Genomic DNA, 18,718 nt, shown 5'->3' with positions numbered 1-18,718 from the left:
TTTCTAAATAGTTCTTTAAAAAACGGTGGCTTATTTGGGTTTTGAATCGAATTTAATTCACTTTAACGCCTTATTAACATTGCGGTGTTGATAAAGTTTGTAATTTTAGGTATTATTAATTTTAATTCTAAAAACGATGTCAAATAACACAAATTCAGTATTGGCACTTTTATTAGGTGCAGCGATTGGAGCAGGAGTAGGAATTTTATTTGCTCCTGACAAAGGTTCAAAAACCAGAGAAAAAATTAAAGATGGTTTAGATGATGCTAAAGATAATTTAAAACACAAATTTGAAGATGTAACGCATCAATTGAGAAATAAGTTTGCGGGATCAAAACACAATATGGAAGAAACCTACGAAGAAATGGTTTCTAATATGAGTCATAAAACCGAAGATGTTATTTCTTTCTTGGAAACAAAGTTGGCTAATTTGAAAGAACAAAACGCCAAACTTCAAAAAAAGCAAATGGCTAATCACGAAAATTAAATATTCTAAATACTAATCTATGGCTTTCGAAGAACTAAAAGAACATACCGAAGACATTCAAAAAGAAGCGCAAGCATATATCGAAAACAGTGTAGCTTATTATAAGTTATGGGGTTTTAAGGTGGCGATGAAATCGACCACGATGATGTTAAAATTTGCGTTAATTGCAATGGCATTGACGATGGTTTTATTCTTTTGTTCTGTTGCAGGAGCTTTTGCTATTGGTACAGCGTTGGATAGTTATGCATTAGGATTTCTAATTATAGCTGGAATTTATTTAGTCATTTCGGGACTTTTGTTTTTAATTAAAGATAAAATCGTTGAAGGACCAATTTTAGAGAAATTTTCAGAAATCTTTTTTAACGACTAAAGTATGGAGACTAAAAAATATTCGTCCTACTCACAAATCGAATTAGAACTAGAAATTCTGAAAGTGGAAAAGGAACTCAATCTTAAACGAATTGTTTTAAATGTTGAAAAGACAAAAGAAAGTCTGTTGCCAATAAACTTGTTAAAAGGATTTATTGGAGATTATAAAACGATCTTATCGGGCTATTCAGGTACTATTCTCAACATAGCAATACCTTTGATAATCAATTGGATTACAAAAAGAAAAAGAGGCGATTAAGCCTCTTTTTTTGTTTAATATTAAACCTCAGTTTCGGGTTCCTCAGGTTCTACATAATCTGTAGGATGGGCTGCGGGTTTTATTCTTTTGGTTTTTTTCATCATTTCGCCCACTTGGTTCGAAGCTGAAAAGGACGCTACCATATTGTTCAACATATCACTTCCTGCTTGTGGCGAATTAGGCAACAATATCAAATTAGAATTAGTGTCTGCGCCAATAGCTTGTAAAGTATCGTAATGTTGTGTCACCACAATCAATGCCGAAGCTTCTTGCGAATTGATTCCTACTTTGTTCAAAACATCCACACTTTCTACCAATCCGCGAGCAATTTCACGTCTTTGGTCGGCGATTCCTTGCCCTTGTAATTTTTTACTTTCGGCTTCTGCTTGGGCTTTGGCCACAATTCTAATTCTTGAGGCTTCTGCTTCAAATTCAGCCACAGTTTTTTCTCTATCGGCAGCATTTATTCTATTCATCGCATTTTTTACCTGAATATCTGGATCAATATCGGTAACCAATGTATTGATAATGGTATAGCCATAAGTCGTCATTGCTTCGTTCAATTCTCTTTTTACAGCAATGGCAATATCGTCTTTTCTTTCAAAAACATCATCTAATTTCAGTTTTGGAACTTCGGCACGAACCACATCAAATACATAAGAAGTGATTTGGTCGTGTGGATATTCTAGTTTGTAGAAAGCATCATAAACGGTTTCTTTTACGACCATAAACTGTACAGATACTTTTAGTTTTACAAAAACATTATCTTTGGTTTTGGTTTCGATGATAACGTCTAATTGTTGGATTTTTAAATTTACACGTCCTGCAATTCTATCAATCAATGGAATTTTGAGTTGCAATCCAGATTGTCTGATGCTTAAAAACTTACCAAAACGCTCAATGATAACGGCGGTTTGCTGTTTAACAGTAAAAAAAGAAGACAAGAAAATAAATAGTCCGAAAACAATAATAACAATTAATAAAGGATCCATAAAGAGTTTAATTTAAGTTAAAAAAATCACTGTTAAATTACAAAAATACTTTAGGTTTGCTCTTTTTTAGTTTTAATTTTATGAAAAGATTATATTTTATAACAGTTTTTATCTTTATTTCGATGGCTGGTTTTGCTCAATATCAGTATCGAGATGCCAATAGGATTGGGATTTTTTTTGGTGTTAATCAATTTACGTTAAATACCAATAATTTTCAAACAAAACCAGGAACAGGTTGGAATGGAGGACTTTCGATGAGAGGAAATTTCTATAACGATTGGGATATGGTTTATGCGATGCAGTTTAGCGAAAACAATTTTTCGGTAGCTACAAAGAGAATTTTTATATCGGAAGACACCAATTATAAATTAGCATCTGCTCAAATATCCTTGCAATTGAGTTACAAAATTGTCGAAAATCATTTGAGTGTAGAGTTTGGACCTCTATTACAAATTAACGGAAAGTTAAATGTAGAAAAAGATCAACAAAATAATATCATTTCTGGAACTACTTTATTGGCCAAAGATATTGTGGCTATTTCTCAATTTAATTTTTATCCAACAGTTGGAATCACAGCCGGAGTTCGACACGTTCGCTTGAATGTTTCCTACCAATATGGTTTGAATAATATGCTTGGAAATTTGAACAGCCAAAATTTAGGTTATAATTTTAAAGGAAATCCTGGAATAGTAAATGGGAATTTGATTATTTATTTATAATAAAGGTTCTTCTGATATTTGTGTGAAAGACAAATAATTTAAACCATTAAGAGAGTTAAGAAAAAAGAATGTTCACAACATTTCCAGTTGAACCATAAAAAATAGCCCTTTCAGAGTTTTAAACTTTGAAAGGGCTTCTTCTTTTAAAGTAGCTATTTTTATAAAGTAGCTATTTTTATAAAGTAGCTATCGCTGTCTCAATCCTCTTTATCGTTTCTTCTTTTCCAATGAGTTCTACGATGTCAAATAAATGTGGTCCTTTTAAAGCACCAACCAAACTCAATCGAAAAGGTTGCATTACTTTTCCCATTCCAATTTCGTTTTTTGTCATCCAGTCTTTTACGATGGTTTCTATGTTTACAGAAGTGAAATCGGCTATTTCGCTAAGAACCGAAATCAATTCCTGCATTAAGGCTGGTGTTTCTTCCTTCCAGTTCTTTCTTGCTTTCTCGTCATAAGATGTTGGTGCCACAAAAAAGAAATCACTCAAATCCCAAAATTCTGAAACGAAATTCGCGCGTTCTTTTATTAAAGAAACTATTTTTTCCAATTTTGTCATTTCGAGCGTGTCACCTTGAGCGCAGTCGAAAGACGAGAAACCTTTTTCAGCTACAATAGGAGCGAAGTCTTCTGCCAAATCTGAGTCGCTTTGTTTCATTAAATATTGATGATTGAACCACTTGTTTTTCTCCGGGTCAAATTTAGCTCCCGCTTTGTGAACTCTATTCAAATCAAATTTATCAACTAATTCTTCTAACGTAAATATTTCTTGCTCCGTTCCATCATTCCAACCTAATAAAGCCAGGAAATTGATTACCGTTTCTGGGAAAAATCCTTTTTCTCTATAACCTGAAGAAATACCATCTTCGGTTTTCCATTCTAATGGAAAAACTGGAAATCCTAATTTATCGCCATCACGTTTTGATAATTTTCCGTTTCCAACAGGTTTCAAAATCAATGGTAAATGTGCAAATTGGGGAGCTTCCCAACCAAATGCTCGGTACAACAAAACGTGTAACGGCATCGATGGCAACCATTCTTCGCCACGAATCACGTGGGAAGTTTCCATTAAATGGTCATCGACAATATTCGCCAAATGATAGGTTGGCATTCCGTCGCTTTTGAACAAAACTTTGTCATCCAAAAGATTGGTTTCAAATTTTACTTCGCCACGAATAATGTCTTGCAATTGCAAAGTTTCATCAACTGGAGTTTTAAAACGAATGACATATTCTTCTCCAGCGGCAATTCTTTTAGCTGTTTCCTCTGCTGAAATTACTAAAGAAGTGTCTAATTTCTCGCGATTATGCCAGTTGTAAATAAATGTTTTTCCTTGCTCTTCGTGTTGTTTTCTATGTAAATCCAATGCTTCTGCAGTATCAAAAGCATAATACGCATTTCCAGAATTAATTAAATCATCAGCATATTTTAGGTACAAATGCTTTCTTTCGGATTGTTTGTAAGGACCAAATTTTTCATTCTTTCCAATGGTTTCATCTGGTGCAATTCCCAACCATTCCAAGGATTCCATAATATATTCTTCGGCTCCAGGAACAAAACGATTTTGATCCGTGTCTTCAATTCGAAGAAAGAAAACGCCATTGTTTTTCTTGGCAAACAAATAATTGAATAGGGCAGTACGTACTCCGCCAATATGTAAAGGTCCCGTTGGACTTGGTGCAAAACGCACTCGAACTTGCTTTGACATTTTTTATAAATTTTGGTGCAAAGATAATTAGAAGTTAGAAGTCAGATGTTAGAAGTGGGAATTTTTTAGAGAATTAGTCGATATTTTACAACATCAATCGAAATCCTTTAAAATCTTTTTTGATTTTTGAAACCGCTTCGATGTCATTACTCATTTTTTTGGAAAGCGTTTCCACAATGTAGTTTTTTACTAAATCAGGTTTCGATTCATAATATTGTTCCACGAGTAAGCTATTATAATTTAGATTTTCGGTATCGTAAGAGAATAAAGGAAAACCTTCTTTCATCAAAAGGAAATTGATTAAAAGTCGTCCTGATCGTTTATTTCCATCTACAAAAGGTTGATGAATCCAAATTTCTTGTGCCAAGAAAACAGTTTTGTCCAAAACAGAAGTCTCACTTTTATTGACATTTTCAATTAAAGCTTCCATATTTTTCTGAACATCATCTGTAGAACTCAAAGGCATTATTTTTTCTTTCTCAACGCCATTTTGTTTTATGGAAATCACGTTTTGGCTAACTTTGAATTGATTTTGAAGTTGTCCTTTTTCTTTGGCATTACTATAATAATCTTCATTCCAAAGGCTTCCAATACTCAACCAATTCAATTCTAAAATCAATTTTGTAGACAATTCCTCTTTGTTTTTTACTGCCAATAGCATTCTTTTCAAAGCGCGATACATCCCTTTTTGTTCTAATATATCCGAATTTCGGATGTTATTTCCAGAAATGCTGTCGCTTTTAAATAATTCGGTAGTTTGCAAAAGTGATAATTGATTGCCTTCTAATCGGTTTGTGGTATAAACATATTCAAATAATTGTGCTTGCTCTTCTTCTAGAGAAGGAATCACATTTAAGGATTGGTAGCTTTTTAATAATTCGATTAGTTTTTCCATTTTGTTAAAAATTAACTATTGTAAAAATACGCTTTTTTCTTTAATCAATTTTTAACATCAAACAGAATTGAAAAATGGTTACTTTTAGCGGTTATAAAATCAATGAATTAATTTTGGAACAGTCAAATTTCATTTATCAAAAGCTGGAACTTTTCATCAGGAAGTTTTACACCAACGAGCTGATTCGGGGAATAATATTCTTCATCGGTCTGGGATTGTTGTATTTCTTGTTCACACTTTTTGTGGAGTATTTTCTTTGGCTCAAGCCAATGGGAAGGACTGTTTTGTTTTGGACTTTCATTGTTGTCGAAATTTTCCTCTTGGTCCGATTTATTTTATTTCCAATTTTTAAATTGTTCAAACTCCAAAAAGGAATTGATTACAAAGAGGCATCGGCTATTATAGGAAACCATTTCACAGAAGTAAATGACAAACTGACGAATTTCCTTCAATTATCCAATGATCATAATCAATCCGAATTGTTGTTGGCTTCGATAGAGCAAAAAGCAAATTCTTTGCAGCCAATACCTTTTGGAAACGCCATTAATTTCAATGCGAATCGAAAATATTTGCCATTAGCGATTTTGCCTATTTTACTTTTCGCTTTCTTTTATGTTTCAGGTAACAGTAAAATTATTTCTCAAAGTTTGAATAGGGTAGTGCATTTCAAAGAAAAATTTTTACCTCCAGCTCCTTTTCAATTTGTGTTGTTAAACGCTAAATTGCAAACGGAACAAAACAAAGATTTTATCATACGCATCAAAACCCAAGGAAAAATAGTTCCTGAAAACGCGATGATTTTCATTGGTGACGAAAGTTATTTTATGGAATCAATCAAAGCGGGAGAGTTTCAATATCGAATTGAAAAACCTTCATTAAACGTATTGTTTCACGTGGAGGCAAATTCAGTTTCTTCTTCTGATTATGAATTGAATGTGGTTACTGTTCCATCGATTGCCAATTTTGAAATGATTTTGAATTTCCCTTCGTATTTGAAGAAGAAACAGCAGATTATCAAAGGCAACGGAAACGCCATCCTTCCCGAAGGAACTCGTGTTACTTGGAAAATTAACGCTTTGGCAACGCAAAATGTGGTTTGGAAAGATGCGACTTCTAGCTATTCTTTTGCCAAGTCTGAAAACGATTTTACTTTATCAAAACTAATCGCTCAAAATACAGAATACCAGATTCTGACTTCGAATGCTAAAATTAAAAATTATGAGAAATTGAACTACCAGATTTCTGTAATAAAAGATCAGTTTCCGACTATCAATGTAAACAACGCCCCAGATAGTCTTAAAGTCGATAAAAGCTATGTTTTAGGACAAATATCAGATGATTACGGATTGTCTAAGCTTCAGGTGGTTTATTATCCTAAAAACAAATCTGAATTGGTTAAACGTGGAACAATTGCCGTGAAGTCTACTTTGTTCGATCAGTTTATTTTTGCTTTTCCAAGTTCACTTCCGGTGGAGCAAGGCGTTTCTTATGAATACTATTTTGAGGTTTTTGACAATGATGCTATTCATAATTTCAAAAGCACAAAGTCTTCCGTTTTCTCTAATCGTATTGCTACTGATGATGAAAAGGAAGATCAGCAATTTCAACAGCAAAATGAAAGTATTAATGGTTTAGAAAAGTCATTAAAAAATCAAGACAAGCAAATTTCAGAGATGGATAAATTACAAAAATCTGGAAAAGAGAAAGACAATCTTGAATTTAAAGACCAACAAAAAATAAATGATTTTATCAAGCGTCAAAGTCTGCAGGATAAAATGATGAAAGAATTTGCCGAGAAAATGAAAGAGAATTTGGATAAAAACAAAACAGACAAAAAAGACGAATTCAAGGAGGAATTGCAAAAGCGATTAGAAAATGTGGATAAAGATTTAGAGAAGAACAAAAAATTATTGGATGAACTAAAAGAGCTTAATGACAAAATCAAGCAAGAAGACTTGATGGAAAAAATGGATAAGTTCAAACAAAATGCAAAAAACCAATCGAAGAGTTTGGAGCAATTGGTGGAACTTACCAAGAAATATTATGTTCAGAAAAAAGCCGAACAACTAAAAGATAAATTAGATAAACTTTCAGCGAAACAAGAAAATTTATCAAACAAAGACAAAGAAAACACCAAAGAAAATCAAGATGAAATCAATATGGAATTTGACAAAATTCAAGAAGATTTACAAGATTTAAATAAAGAAAATAAGGAGTTAAAAAAACCATTGGATATTCCAAATGACAAAGATCAGGAAAAAAGCATTGACGAAGATTTGAAAAAAGCATCAGATGAATTGCAAAAAGACAAAAAAGCTGCAGCAAAACCTAAACAGAAAAGTGCTGCTAAAAAAATGAAACAAATGTCCCAGAAAATGGAACAAAGTATGGAAAGTGGAGAAATGGAACAACTCGAAGAAGATGTTGCGATGTTGCGTCAAATCCTAGACAATCTTTTAGCGTTCTCCTTTTCTCAAGAAGACTTGATGGCTAAATTCAAAAATTCAAAAATTGGTTCTCCAGCTTTTAATAAGAATTTAAAAATCCAACAAGACTTAAAATTACAGTTCAAACATATTGACGACAGTTTGTTTGCAATGTCTTTGCGTAATCCAAAAATCGGTGAAAATATAACTAAAGAAATAGGAAATGCTCAATACAATTTGGACAAATCATTAGAAACTTTGGCTGATGCTCAAATTCCAAAAGGAGTTTCACACCAGCAATACACCGTGTCATCGGCAAATAAATTGGCAGACTTTTTATCTGATATTTTGAACAATATGCAAATGTCTATGGCAGGCGAGGGTCAGGGCAAGCCAAAACCAGGTCAAGGAGAGGGAATGCAATTGCCAGACATTATCAAAAAACAGGATGGTCTTGGGGAGAAAATGAAAGACGGAATGATTAAAGGGAAGAAGCCAGGTCCAAAACCCGGTGAGGGAATAGAAGGAGATAAAGGCAAAGAAGGCAAAAAACTTGGTTCCGAAGGCGAAAATGGAGAAGATGGTGAAGGTGATGCAAAAGCGATTATGGAAATTTACAAAGAGCAAAAGCAATTGCGTGAAGCATTACAAAAGCAATTGAACAAACAAGGAATTGGAGGAAACGGTCAGAATACTTTAGACCAAATGAAGGAGATAGAAAAGCAATTGTTGAACAAAGGTTTTAAGAACGAAACTTTGCAAAGGATATTGAATGTGAAGCAAGAATTACTAAAATTGAATACTGCAATTCAGCAACAAGGACAAGAAAATAAGCGACAATCGGAAACGAATAAAAAGGAGTTTTCGAATCAATCTAAAACCTTACCATCAGCATTGTTAGATTATTTGAACAGTATCGAAATATTAAATAGACAATCCCTACCTTTGCGCTCCAATTTTAATCAAAAAGTTCAAGAATATTTCAATAAAAAATGATAGACTTTAATTACGAAACCGAATTTACACTAGAGAACGAAAGCGCCATTAGCAACTGGATTTCTAATGTTATTAAATCCGAAGGGAAAAAAGAAGGTGAAATCAATTATATCTTTTGTGATGATGAGTATTTGTTAGAGATTAACAAAGAACATTTGCAACACGATTATTATACTGACATCATCAGTTTTGATTACACTGTTGGTAACGAGATCAACGGAGATATGTTTATTTCTATAGAAAGGGTTATAGAAAACGCACAAGATTTCAAGGTGACTTTTGAAGAAGAACTCAAGAGAGTTTTAGTTCACGGCGTGTTGCATTACTGTGACTATAAAGATAAATCAGAAGAAGACGTGCTTTTGATGAGAAGCAAAGAGGATGAAAAAATCGCTATGTTTCACGTGGAACAGTAGATCTATGATTGTAGATTAACGAATGCTGATTTTAGATTTGTTTGTAAAGAATCCAATCTTTTAGTTATCATTCTCTTTTCTTATTCTAATTAGATTTTTTGTTTCACGTGGAACAATCTTTAATTGCTTTTGATTTTCGATTGAATGTTGGAATCAAAAAATCATTTGTTTCACGTGGAACAAAAAATAAATAATGCAAGAAAGATTATGAGATTGGATTGTAAATCTAAAATCAAAAATCGTTAATCTGAAATCTAAAATCAAATGTTTCTAGAAGAGTATGATGTAATTGTAGTTGGAGCAGGTCACGCAGGTTGTGAAGCTGCTGCTGCTGCTGCCAATTTGGGTTCGAAAACTTTGTTGGTAACAATGAGTTTGCAAAACATTGCGCAAATGTCTTGCAATCCTGCAATGGGAGGAATTGCCAAAGGACAAATCGTTCGTGAGATTGACGCACTTGGCGGATACTCTGGAATTGTTTCAGACAATACTGCAATTCAATTCAAGATGTTGAACAAATCCAAAGGGCCTGCGATGTGGTCTCCAAGAGTTCAAAGTGATCGAATGCGCTTTGCAGAAGAGTGGAGATTGATGCTTGAGGGGACTCCAAATCTTGATTTTTACCAAGAGATGGTCAAAGGTTTGATTATCGAAAACGGAAAAATAAAAGGTGTTCGAACATCGCTTGGAATAGAGATTAAATCGAAATCAGTTGTTTTAACGAATGGGACTTTTCTTAACGGTTTGATTCATATTGGAGAAAAACAATTCGGAGGAGGTAGAGCGGGCGAAAGTGCCGCTTATGGAATCACCGAAGATTTAGTCAATGCAGGATTTCAATCAGGAAGAATGAAAACAGGAACGCCTCCACGGGTTGATGGACGTTCTTTGGATTATTCTAAAATGAATGAAGAAAAAGGGGATGCAAAGCCGGATAAGTTTTCTTATTCAGATATAACTTCTCCTTTGATTCATCAAAGGTCTTGTCATATGACCTACACTTCACTTGAAGTTCACAATATTTTGAGAGAGGGTTTTGATCGTTCGCCAATGTTCAACGGAAGAATTCAATCACTAGGACCTAGATATTGTCCGTCTATTGAAGATAAAATTAATCGTTTTGCAGATAAAGAAAGGCACCAATTATTTGTAGAACCCGAAGGATGGAAAACTTGTGAGGTTTATGTTAATGGGTTTTCTACTTCCCTTCCTGAAGACATTCAATTTAAAGCTTTGAGTTCTGTTGTTGGATTCGAGAAGGTGAAATTTTTCCGTCCCGGATATGCAATCGAATATGATTATTTTCCTCCAACACAATTGAAACATACTTTGGAAACAAAGTTGGTTGAAGGTTTGTATTTTGCCGGACAAATAAATGGAACGACAGGATATGAAGAAGCGGCCTCTCAAGGATTAATGGCAGGAATTAATGCTGCATTGAAAGTTCAAGAAAAATCACCACTTATTTTAAAAAGAGATGAAGCGTACATTGGAGTTTTAATCGATGATTTAATTACCAAAGGAACGGAAGAACCTTATAGAATGTTTACTTCTCGAGCAGAATTTCGAACTTTATTGCGTCAGGATAATGCCGATTTTAGATTAACGCCAATGTCTTATGAAATTGGATTGGCTTCTGAAAAGCGTTTGCGCAGAATGGAGCACAAGTTGAATGAATCCGAAAAAATGGTTGCTTTTTTTAAAGAGACCAGTGTAAGTGTTGCTGAAGCCAATCCAATTTTGGAATCAAAGGATACGGCTCTAATTACTCAAGGAGATAAAATGTTTAAAGTCTTCTCTCGTCCACAAATCAATTTGGAAGATATTGTCAAATTTGAAAAAGTGGCGGCCTATATCGAAGAGAATGATTTGGATCAGGAAATTTTAGAACAAGCCGAAATTCAGGTTAAATATTCAGGTTACATCGAAAAGGAAAGAAACAACGCTAATAAATTGACTCGTTTAGAAGATGTAAAAATCCCTGATAATTTCGATTATAATAAAATAAAATCGATGTCGATTGAAGCACGACAGAAATTAAGTAAGATTCGGCCTGTAACGATTTCTCAAGCTTCTAGAATAAGCGGAGTTTCTCCAAGTGATGTTTCCGTATTGTTGATTTATATGGGACGTTGAGAAAGTGTTCAGTAATCAGTTTTCAGAAGCTAACTGACCACTGAATATTATAATTGTTCCACGTGAAACTATTGTTAAAATTTATAAATAAACCTTTTGGTAGCTGTGCTAAGCTGATTACTGAAAACTGACCACTGAATACTAAAAATGGAAATTTCAAACCAAAAACATTTTCTTATTGTAAAAGATTATTCCGTTTCGAAAGAAACTTTCGATTTGTATTATGACGAAACTTTGGATATGCTAATTACACATCCGCAACCAAGTTTAGAAAATTTGGGTAAATATTACGAAAGTGAAGATTATATTTCCCATACGGATAACAAAAGATCTTTATTTGAAAAATTATACCATTTTATTAAAGGCATTGCATTAAAAAATAAACTGAATTTAATCAATTCACTTCAACCACAAAAAGGAAGGATTTTGGACATTGGAGCAGGAACAGGAGATTTTTTGTCTGTGGCAAAAAATGCTGGTTGGGAAACAATAGGAGTGGAGCCAAGTGACAGAGCGAAAGCAATTGCAAAAAGCAAAGGCGTTTCATTTGTAGAAGAAACATCTGAATTGGACAGTCATTCTTTTGATGTGATTTCGATGTGGCACGTTTTAGAACACGTTCCGGATTTGGACAAACAAATTAAAGAATTGAAACGATTATTAAAACCAACAGGAACATTAATTATTGCCGTTCCCAATTTTAAATCTTTCGATGCAAAACACTACGGAAAATTTTGGGCAGCTTTTGATGTGCCAATTCACTTTTGGCATTTTTCTAAAACAGCCATAAAAATACTTTTCGAAAAAGAAGAAATGAAATTAGAAAAAGTGCTTCCAATGAAATTTGATTCCTTTTATGTGAGTTTGCTTTCTGAAAAATACAAATCAGGGAAAATGAATTTCATCAAGGCGTTTTTTACAGGATTACAGTCAAATTGGAAAGCGAAGAAAGATTTTGAGTATTCGTCACACATTTACATCCTGAAAAACAAGCGTAACTCATTTTAAGCGATTTTAAGCGATGTTTTTGGTTCAAAGGAGTAGATGATTCAGATTTTTTACAAAATCGCTTATTCGAAAGCTGTGAAATTCGTTTCTAATAGCGATTGTTTATTATACTTGTTGTTTTAATAGTAAATTCTTATATCATAAATATTGTAGCATTTTTCGAACTTTATAACAATGCTACTAATTTTTTTATATTTTTGTTGTCAATCTTTAAAAATTAGAAAAAAAAATAATAATGAAATTGAAAATTCACGAACACCAAAAAACAAATATTAAAAAGATGAGTAAAAAAATAATAGTAATTATTGCAATTGCAATTTCGATTGTTTCTTGCAATAAACAAGCAGCAGAAGTTGCAGCAGTAAAAACAGCTTATGTGGACACTTCGGTTTTAATGAAAGAATATACAGCCACAAAAGATCTAGATGCCAAGTATAAAGCAAAAGGAGAAGAGAAAGGAAGACAACTCCAAGCGGAAATAGACAGATTTAAGCAAGAAGCTCAAAATTTTCAAGCACAAGCACAAGCCAATGGACAAGCTTGGGCACAACAAAAAGGAGCTGAATTACAAAAACGAGAGCAACAATTAGCTCAGGCTCAACAAGCACTTTCTCAACAATTGCAACAAGAAGGAGGTACTGAGATGGACAGTTTAGTTTTAAACGTAAAAAAAACCATCAAAGCCTACGGTAAAGAAAAAGGCTTCACTTATATATACGGAACAGGTGATTCTAACGCCAGTATTTTATATGCTGAAGATAAATTAGACATTACAAAAGATATTATCAAATTGTTGAATGATAAATACAAAGTTCCTGCGGTAAAAGAAGAAGTTAAAAAGTAATAGACATAAGCAAAACAAAAAAACGTTTTCAAATTTTGAAAACGTTTTTTTTGCAATTTACTGAATTAACAGTTCATTATTTTTTATTTTGGCAACACAACAGTGTCAATAACGTGAATTATACCATTTGACGATATAATGTCTACAGCTGTAATTTTAGATTTGTTGCTTTTTCATCTGTTAGAATAACATTCTTTCCATCGATTGACCCAATCAATTTTCCGCCTTGTACTGTGGTCAATATTGCAGAACCATTTCCAGCTTTAATAGCTGCAATGACTGCTTTACTGTCTAAATTACTTGCTACTACGTGATAAGTTAAAATTGCTTGCAAAGTTGCCTTGTTTTCTGGTTTTAGTAAGGATTCTAAAGTTCCTTTCGGCAGTTTTACAAAAGCTGTATTTGTTGGTGCAAAAACGGTAAATGGACCTTTTCCCGAAAGAGTTTCTACTAATCCCGCTGCTGTTATGGCAGCTACCAATGTGGTATGATCTTTAGACGCGATTGTATTTTCAACCACTGTTTTAGAATTTTGAGCAAATGCGGAAATGGATGTTAAAGTTGTAAAAAACATTACACCTAATAATTTAATAGATTTCATAATTTAACTTTGTTTAATTTTTTGTAAATTTTATTAAACAAAACTGCGCTATTTATTCAAAGAGAAATTTAGTTTAACAAATATTTATAGGATGTTTGATTTCTATTAAACAATTACATTTCGTTGAAAATCAAGTGAAATAGTATTTGGATTGCTATAAGAGGTACCTTGAATCATCATTATGTTGTCAAATAGATTGATACCAAATAAATTTATATATAAATGCTAAAAAGTTTTGTCCTCACTTCTTCACGCTATTGACAAACAATATTTTATATTTGTTTTTTTAATACGCCTTATGCAATCCATTTCCGAAGCCGCTGTTTATACCCTGAGATTTATCAATCAAACCCAACGTTCTATTTTCCTTACGGGGAAAGCGGGAACTGGAAAAACGACACTACTTCGTGAAATTATTCAGACCACACATAAAAATTGTGTAGTTGTTGCACCAACCGGAATTGCTGCCTTAAATGCTGGCGGAGTTACGATTCATTCTATGTTTCAGTTGCCTTTCGGCGGATTTATTCCAGATACTTCATCGCCACATTTTTCGGAAAATACCAAGTTTGAAACTAAAGCTACTTTGCGCAGACATTTCAAAATGAGTGGTTTAAAGAAATCGGTAATTCGAAATATGGAGTTGCTCATCATTGACGAAGTGAGTATGCTTCGCGCCGATTTGTTGGACGCTATGGATTTTATGATGCAAACCGTTCGCAAAAAAAGCAGTCCATTTGGAGGTGTTCAGGTTTTGTATATTGGAGATTTGTTGCAGTTGCCCCCTGTAATTCGGGATGAAGAATGGCGAACATTACGAACGTATTACAAGGGAAAATTCTTTTTCCATTCGCACGTCATTCAGCAAAATCCCCCTTTATATATTGAATTGTCCAAGATTTTTCGTCAAACTGATGATACTTTTATTTCGATTTTAAACAATTTACGAAACAATGAAATTTCAGCTGCCGATGTTCAATTTTTGAATCAATATGTAAAACCTGATTTCGATTTGAAAGCGAACAAAGGCTACATCACTTTGACCACACATAATGCCAAAGCCGATTCGATGAATGCTCAGGCTTTGGAAGATTTAGATGGAAAGTTGGTGGTTTACAAACCATCAATTGTGGGCGATTTTCCAGATAAAATTTTTCCTGTTGACGAGGAATTGAAATTGAAAGTTGGTGCACAGGTAATGTTTGTGAAAAACGATTTGTCTTTCGATAAAAAGTATTTCAATGGCAAAATGGGCATCATCAAATCACTTTCAAATAAGGAAATACTAGTTCATTTTCCAGAAGAAAATTTGACGATCGAAGTCGAAAAATACGAATGGGAAAACATTCGCTACAAAGTCGATGAATTGACCAAGGAAATAGAGGAAGAGGTTTTGGGGACTTTTGTTCATTATCCCATAAAATTAGCTTGGGCAATCACGGTTCACAAAAGCCAAGGATTGACTTTCGATAAAGCTGCGCTTGATGTATCACAGGTTTTTCTTCCTGGGCAAGCGTATGTTGCTTTATCGCGTTTACGTTCATTAAACGGCTTAATTTTACTTTCTCCGCTCAGAATGAATGGCATTTCGAACGATCAAGATGTGATGGATTATTCATTGAACAAAGCTTCGGATGAGGTATTGAAAAATTCGTTGCACTTTGAAACCAAGAATTTTATCCATAACTATTTGATAAATAGTTTCGATTGGGCAGAATTGGCACAAGAATGGCGGAATCACAAGTTTAGTTATTTGGATAATTCCGAAGCTTCGACTAAATCGAAACAAGCCAATTGGGCTGCAAAACAATTGGAAGCCATCGACAGGCTTTTGGATCCATCTCAAAAATTTATTGTGCAATTGAATAAAATTTTCAATACGGAAACAGTCGATTTGAATCACGTTTCGGAGCGATTTCAAGCGGCTTACAATTATTTTATCAAACCAATGGACGATTTGGTTTTTGAAATTCTTTGGAAAGTAGAAGAAGTCAAACGCCTCAAGAAAGCCAAAGCTTTTTATGATGAATTAATGGTTTTGGAAGAACTGCAAACCAAGGCCGTTTTGCGATTGATGAAAGCCAAATTATTGATTGAAACCGTGGTGTCAGGAGAAACAATTTCGAAAGAAAAATTAACCTCCGAAGTGATTAAAAAATACATTGCTCATAAAACCGAAGCCATTCAAAGTCAATTCAAGGAAATCAATGTCACTTTAATTGAAGACGAAGTTGATGTAGAACGCTACACCAAGAAGAAAAAAGAAACGAAAGAACCCAAGAAATCGACTATTCAAGAAACGTATGAATTGTGGCTCGAAAAGAACACAATTAAAGAAATTGCTGCGATTAGAAAGTTTACCGAAGAAACCATTTTAAGTCATTTAACCAAGCTAATTATTGAAAAAGTTATAAGCATCTATGATGTTTTGCCCGAAGATAAAATCCAGGAACTGACCGAGGCTTTTTATGGTTATAAAGAAGAATCAATTTCGCCTTTAAAAGAAAAATATGGCGATAAATTCACTTGGGAAGAGTTGAGAATGTTCAAGGCTAGTTTGAATTAAATCAAAAAAAAAGCCTGTTCATCTCGAACAGGCTTTCATTTTTTATAACGATTCTATCAGAATCCAAGCATCAGGGTTATCGGTTTTTTGAATTTCCTGACTGGCTTTTTCAGCTTCGGCAAAAGTAGCGTAACTTCCATAAAGAACAGGGAATAATCCATATTTATTTTGTGGAATTCTACGCGCTTTATAGCCTTCATTTGAAAGTTTTTGAAATGCTTTTTGTGCGTTTTTCTCTTCTCTAAAAGCTCCTGCCATAATGTGATAGGATAATTTTTGTTCTTTTACTGTAAGTGTAACGGCTGGAAGACTGGCAGGAACAGGATTTTCTATAAAGAAAGTAGCTTCTTGAATTTTGTTTTGAACTTGTTTTTGAACTGATTGCTCTACAATAATCGTTTCATTAGCAATTTGTTGTTGGTAAACAGGATAACCAACAGCTACTGTAATGCCTAATCCAAGAACAAAAATGGCGACATATTTCAAATAGGCACTTGTTCTTCTTATTTCAGGAATAAATTCTATTACTTCATTTTCTTCAAGAGCTTCGATTTTTTGTTCGAAAATTTCTCGTTTTACCAATGGCGAAACAAAGGCACTCAGCCCAAAAGAATTAGTTAAATAATTGGTTTGGTCATAAGGCGTGAAAATCAAATTTTTATCGGCATTAAGCGAAAAATTCCCCACGTTTTTTATAGAGAATAATCCGTTTTCAAGAAGCGCTTTTTTCCAATTGAAGACCTCATATTGAATAGCGCTTATGGCATATTCATAAGAAGTTTTTTCGGCTTGTGCGATATGATTAGCCAATAACCCATCGTTGTTTTTTAGATGAGCATTGAAAGAAATCATTTTCTTCGGAGGAAAAAAGGAATTGGAACTTTCAATTAATTGAGCCGACTGGATTTCAGTCAAAAAAGCTCCGAAACCAGGAACGGTTACACATTGGTAACGGTATAAAAGTTGTGCGATGTAGGGTTCGATGTTCATAGTTACAAAGTTATACATTGAAAATAGTTATCAAAATTTTATTCACAATTTTTATTAACAATTCGCATAAATTTTTATACATTTCAACCTCAAATAATTATGATGACTGAACAAGAATTATTTCATTTATTGGCATTGCAGCAAGTAGAAGGAGTTGGCGATATTGTGGCCAAAAAACTAATAAATCATTGCGGAAGTGCAGTTGAAGTTTTCAAAACTAAATCTTCACAATTGGCTGCCATTGATGGAATTGGATCCGTTTTATTGAAAAATATAAAAGACAAAACCGTTTTCGAAAAAGCGGAACAGGAACTTCAATTCATAAAATCAAATGAAATCAAGGTTTCGTATTTTCAAGACGAAAATTACCCAGATCGACTGAAGCATTGCATCGATGGACCCGTTTTGTTGTTTACATCTGGAAAAATTGACCTAAAAAACAAAAAAATAATAAGCATTGTAGGAACCCGACAAATCACGTCCTACGGAATGGAATTTTGCCGAAAATTGATAGAAGATTTGGCGCCGCTTGATCCTGTAATCATTAGTGGTTTTGCCTATGGTGTCGATATTTTTGCCCATCAATTGGCGATGGAACACGATTTACAAACCATCGGAGTTGTGGCACACGGTTTGAACCAAATTTACCCCAAAACCCACAAGAAATACGTTGCTAAAGTAGAACAAAACGGGGGTTTTATGACCGAATTTTGGAGTTCGTCTAATCCTGAAAAGGAAAACTTTGTACGCAGAAATCGTATTGTAGCCGGAATTTCTGAAGCTACTATTGTCATCGAATCAGCTGAAAGAGGTGGATCTTTGATTACCGCAAATATCGCTAACGATTACAACCGTGATGTTTTTGCGGTTCCCGGTCGAACAACCGACAAATACAGTCAAGGCTGCAACAACCTGATTAAAACTCAAAAAGCAAACCTCCTTACCAGCGCTGCCGATTTGGTTTATATCTTGAATTGGGATATTGAAAGCAAAACAAAACCCATTCAAAAACAACTTTTTGTTACACTCGAAAATGACGAACAAAAAGTATATGATTACCTCCTAAAAAACGGAAAAGAATTGATGGATATTATCGCCTTGCGTTGTGATTTTCCCATTTATAAAATCTCAGGAATGTTATTGAATATGGAATTGAAAGGAGTGATTAGGCCACTTCCTGGGAAATTGTTTGAGGCGATTTGATAGAAATTAAGATTTAAACATTTTTTAAATTTTTAACCATATAAGGCATATAAGTTCCTATAAGTTGTTGAAAAATTCCATTAACATTTAGCTAATTTATTTA

At 33.8% G+C, this 18,718-nt stretch carries 17 protein-coding genes; 11 read left to right on the top strand and 6 right to left on the bottom strand.

The window, feature by feature from the left end; translation table 11 throughout:
* Nucleotides 1-136: 136 nt before the first annotated feature.
* Genes FNW17_RS00650 through FNW17_RS00640 form a run of 3 tightly spaced genes read left to right on the top strand, consistent with a single transcriptional unit; the run spans nucleotide 137 to nucleotide 1,115 of the window.
* Nucleotides 137-487: a YtxH domain-containing protein gene (locus FNW17_RS00650; protein WP_144070636.1), complete on the top strand. Its 351-nt coding sequence runs from the start codon at nucleotides 137-139 to the stop codon at nucleotides 485-487.
* Nucleotides 488-506: 19 nt separating this feature from the next.
* The gene (locus FNW17_RS00645) at nucleotides 507-857 is read left to right on the top strand and encodes a competence protein (RefSeq protein WP_144070635.1); all 351 of its coding nucleotides are present in this window, start codon (nucleotides 507-509) and stop codon (nucleotides 855-857) included.
* 3 nt (nucleotides 858-860) lie between these two features.
* Complete coding sequence (locus FNW17_RS00640) at nucleotides 861-1,115, top strand: DUF6327 family protein (protein WP_144070634.1); 255 nt, start codon at nucleotides 861-863, stop codon at nucleotides 1,113-1,115.
* Between the two features lie 20 nt (nucleotides 1,116-1,135).
* On the opposite strand, the gene FNW17_RS00635 is transcribed toward FNW17_RS00640, so the two are convergent.
* A complete protein-coding gene (locus FNW17_RS00635; RefSeq protein WP_144070633.1) occupies nucleotides 1,136-2,107 on the bottom strand; it encodes an SPFH domain-containing protein in 972 nt (323 codons plus the stop codon).
* 80 nt (nucleotides 2,108-2,187) lie between these two features.
* On the opposite strand from FNW17_RS00635, the gene FNW17_RS00630 reads away from it, so the two are divergent.
* Entirely contained in the window at nucleotides 2,188-2,826 is a 639-nt protein-coding gene (locus tag FNW17_RS00630) for an outer membrane beta-barrel protein (protein ID WP_144070632.1), read from the top strand.
* Nucleotides 2,827-3,001: 175 nt separating this feature from the next.
* Here the strand turns inward: FNW17_RS00630 and gltX are convergent, their stop codons facing one another.
* Nucleotides 3,002-4,534 (bottom strand): glutamate--tRNA ligase, encoded by a 1,533-nt coding sequence (gene gltX / locus FNW17_RS00625; RefSeq protein ID WP_144070631.1) that lies wholly within the window; start codon nucleotides 4,532-4,534, stop codon nucleotides 3,002-3,004.
* 85 nt (nucleotides 4,535-4,619) lie between these two features.
* Nucleotides 4,620-5,429, bottom strand: a complete 810-nt coding sequence (locus tag FNW17_RS00620; RefSeq protein ID WP_144070630.1) for a Fic family protein — start codon at nucleotides 5,427-5,429, stop codon at nucleotides 4,620-4,622.
* A 74-nt stretch (nucleotides 5,430-5,503) separates the two neighbouring features.
* On the opposite strand from FNW17_RS00620, the gene FNW17_RS00615 reads away from it, so the two are divergent.
* The 5 genes from FNW17_RS00615 to FNW17_RS00595 all read left to right on the top strand — a co-directional run bounded on the left by FNW17_RS00615 (nucleotide 5,504) and on the right by FNW17_RS00595 (nucleotide 13,255).
* Entirely contained in the window at nucleotides 5,504-8,851 is a 3,348-nt protein-coding gene (locus FNW17_RS00615; protein WP_235893227.1) for a DUF4175 family protein, read from the top strand.
* Nucleotides 8,848-9,267 (top strand): rRNA maturation RNase YbeY, encoded by a 420-nt coding sequence (ybeY, locus tag FNW17_RS00610; RefSeq protein WP_143390419.1) that lies wholly within the window; start codon nucleotides 8,848-8,850, stop codon nucleotides 9,265-9,267. The genes FNW17_RS00615 and ybeY overlap by 4 nt, the downstream gene beginning before the upstream one ends.
* Nucleotides 9,268-9,531: 264 nt before the next feature.
* Nucleotides 9,532-11,403 (top strand): tRNA uridine-5-carboxymethylaminomethyl(34) synthesis enzyme MnmG, encoded by a 1,872-nt coding sequence (gene mnmG, locus FNW17_RS00605; RefSeq protein WP_144070629.1) that lies wholly within the window; start codon nucleotides 9,532-9,534, stop codon nucleotides 11,401-11,403.
* A 147-nt stretch (nucleotides 11,404-11,550) separates the two neighbouring features.
* Nucleotides 11,551-12,411, top strand: a complete 861-nt coding sequence (locus FNW17_RS00600) for a class I SAM-dependent methyltransferase (RefSeq protein ID WP_144070628.1) — start codon at nucleotides 11,551-11,553, stop codon at nucleotides 12,409-12,411.
* Between the two features lie 280 nt (nucleotides 12,412-12,691).
* On the top strand, nucleotides 12,692-13,255 hold the full coding sequence (locus FNW17_RS00595; RefSeq protein WP_143390422.1) for an OmpH family outer membrane protein: 564 nt from the start codon (nucleotides 12,692-12,694) through the stop codon (nucleotides 13,253-13,255).
* Between the two features lie 83 nt (nucleotides 13,256-13,338).
* On the opposite strand, the gene FNW17_RS16715 is transcribed toward FNW17_RS00595, so the two are convergent.
* The gene (locus tag FNW17_RS16715; protein WP_317129763.1) at nucleotides 13,339-13,392 is read right to left on the bottom strand and encodes a hypothetical protein; all 54 of its coding nucleotides are present in this window, start codon (nucleotides 13,390-13,392) and stop codon (nucleotides 13,339-13,341) included.
* A gap of 5 nt (nucleotides 13,393-13,397) precedes the next feature.
* Nucleotides 13,398-13,856 (bottom strand): fasciclin domain-containing protein, encoded by a 459-nt coding sequence (locus FNW17_RS00590; protein WP_185965251.1) that lies wholly within the window; start codon nucleotides 13,854-13,856, stop codon nucleotides 13,398-13,400.
* A 298-nt stretch (nucleotides 13,857-14,154) separates the two neighbouring features.
* Between FNW17_RS00590 and FNW17_RS00585 the strand changes: the two genes are divergently transcribed.
* Nucleotides 14,155-16,422: a helix-turn-helix domain-containing protein gene (locus FNW17_RS00585; RefSeq protein WP_144070627.1), complete on the top strand. Its 2,268-nt coding sequence runs from the start codon at nucleotides 14,155-14,157 to the stop codon at nucleotides 16,420-16,422.
* Nucleotides 16,423-16,464: 42 nt separating this feature from the next.
* Here the strand turns inward: FNW17_RS00585 and FNW17_RS00580 are convergent, their stop codons facing one another.
* Nucleotides 16,465-17,412, bottom strand: a complete 948-nt coding sequence (locus FNW17_RS00580) for an HU domain-containing protein (protein ID WP_143390425.1) — start codon at nucleotides 17,410-17,412, stop codon at nucleotides 16,465-16,467.
* A 102-nt stretch (nucleotides 17,413-17,514) separates the two neighbouring features.
* Between FNW17_RS00580 and dprA the strand changes: the two genes are divergently transcribed.
* A complete protein-coding gene (dprA, locus tag FNW17_RS00575; protein ID WP_144070790.1) occupies nucleotides 17,515-18,615 on the top strand; it encodes a DNA-processing protein DprA in 1,101 nt (366 codons plus the stop codon).
* The last annotated feature ends 103 nt before the right edge of the window (nucleotides 18,616-18,718 follow it).

Origin of the sequence: Flavobacterium franklandianum (assembly GCF_007097365.1) — a bacterium.
Lineage (GTDB): Bacteria > Bacteroidota > Bacteroidia > Flavobacteriales > Flavobacteriaceae > Flavobacterium > Flavobacterium franklandianum.
This window is presented reverse-complemented; position numbering and strand designations above follow the sequence as displayed.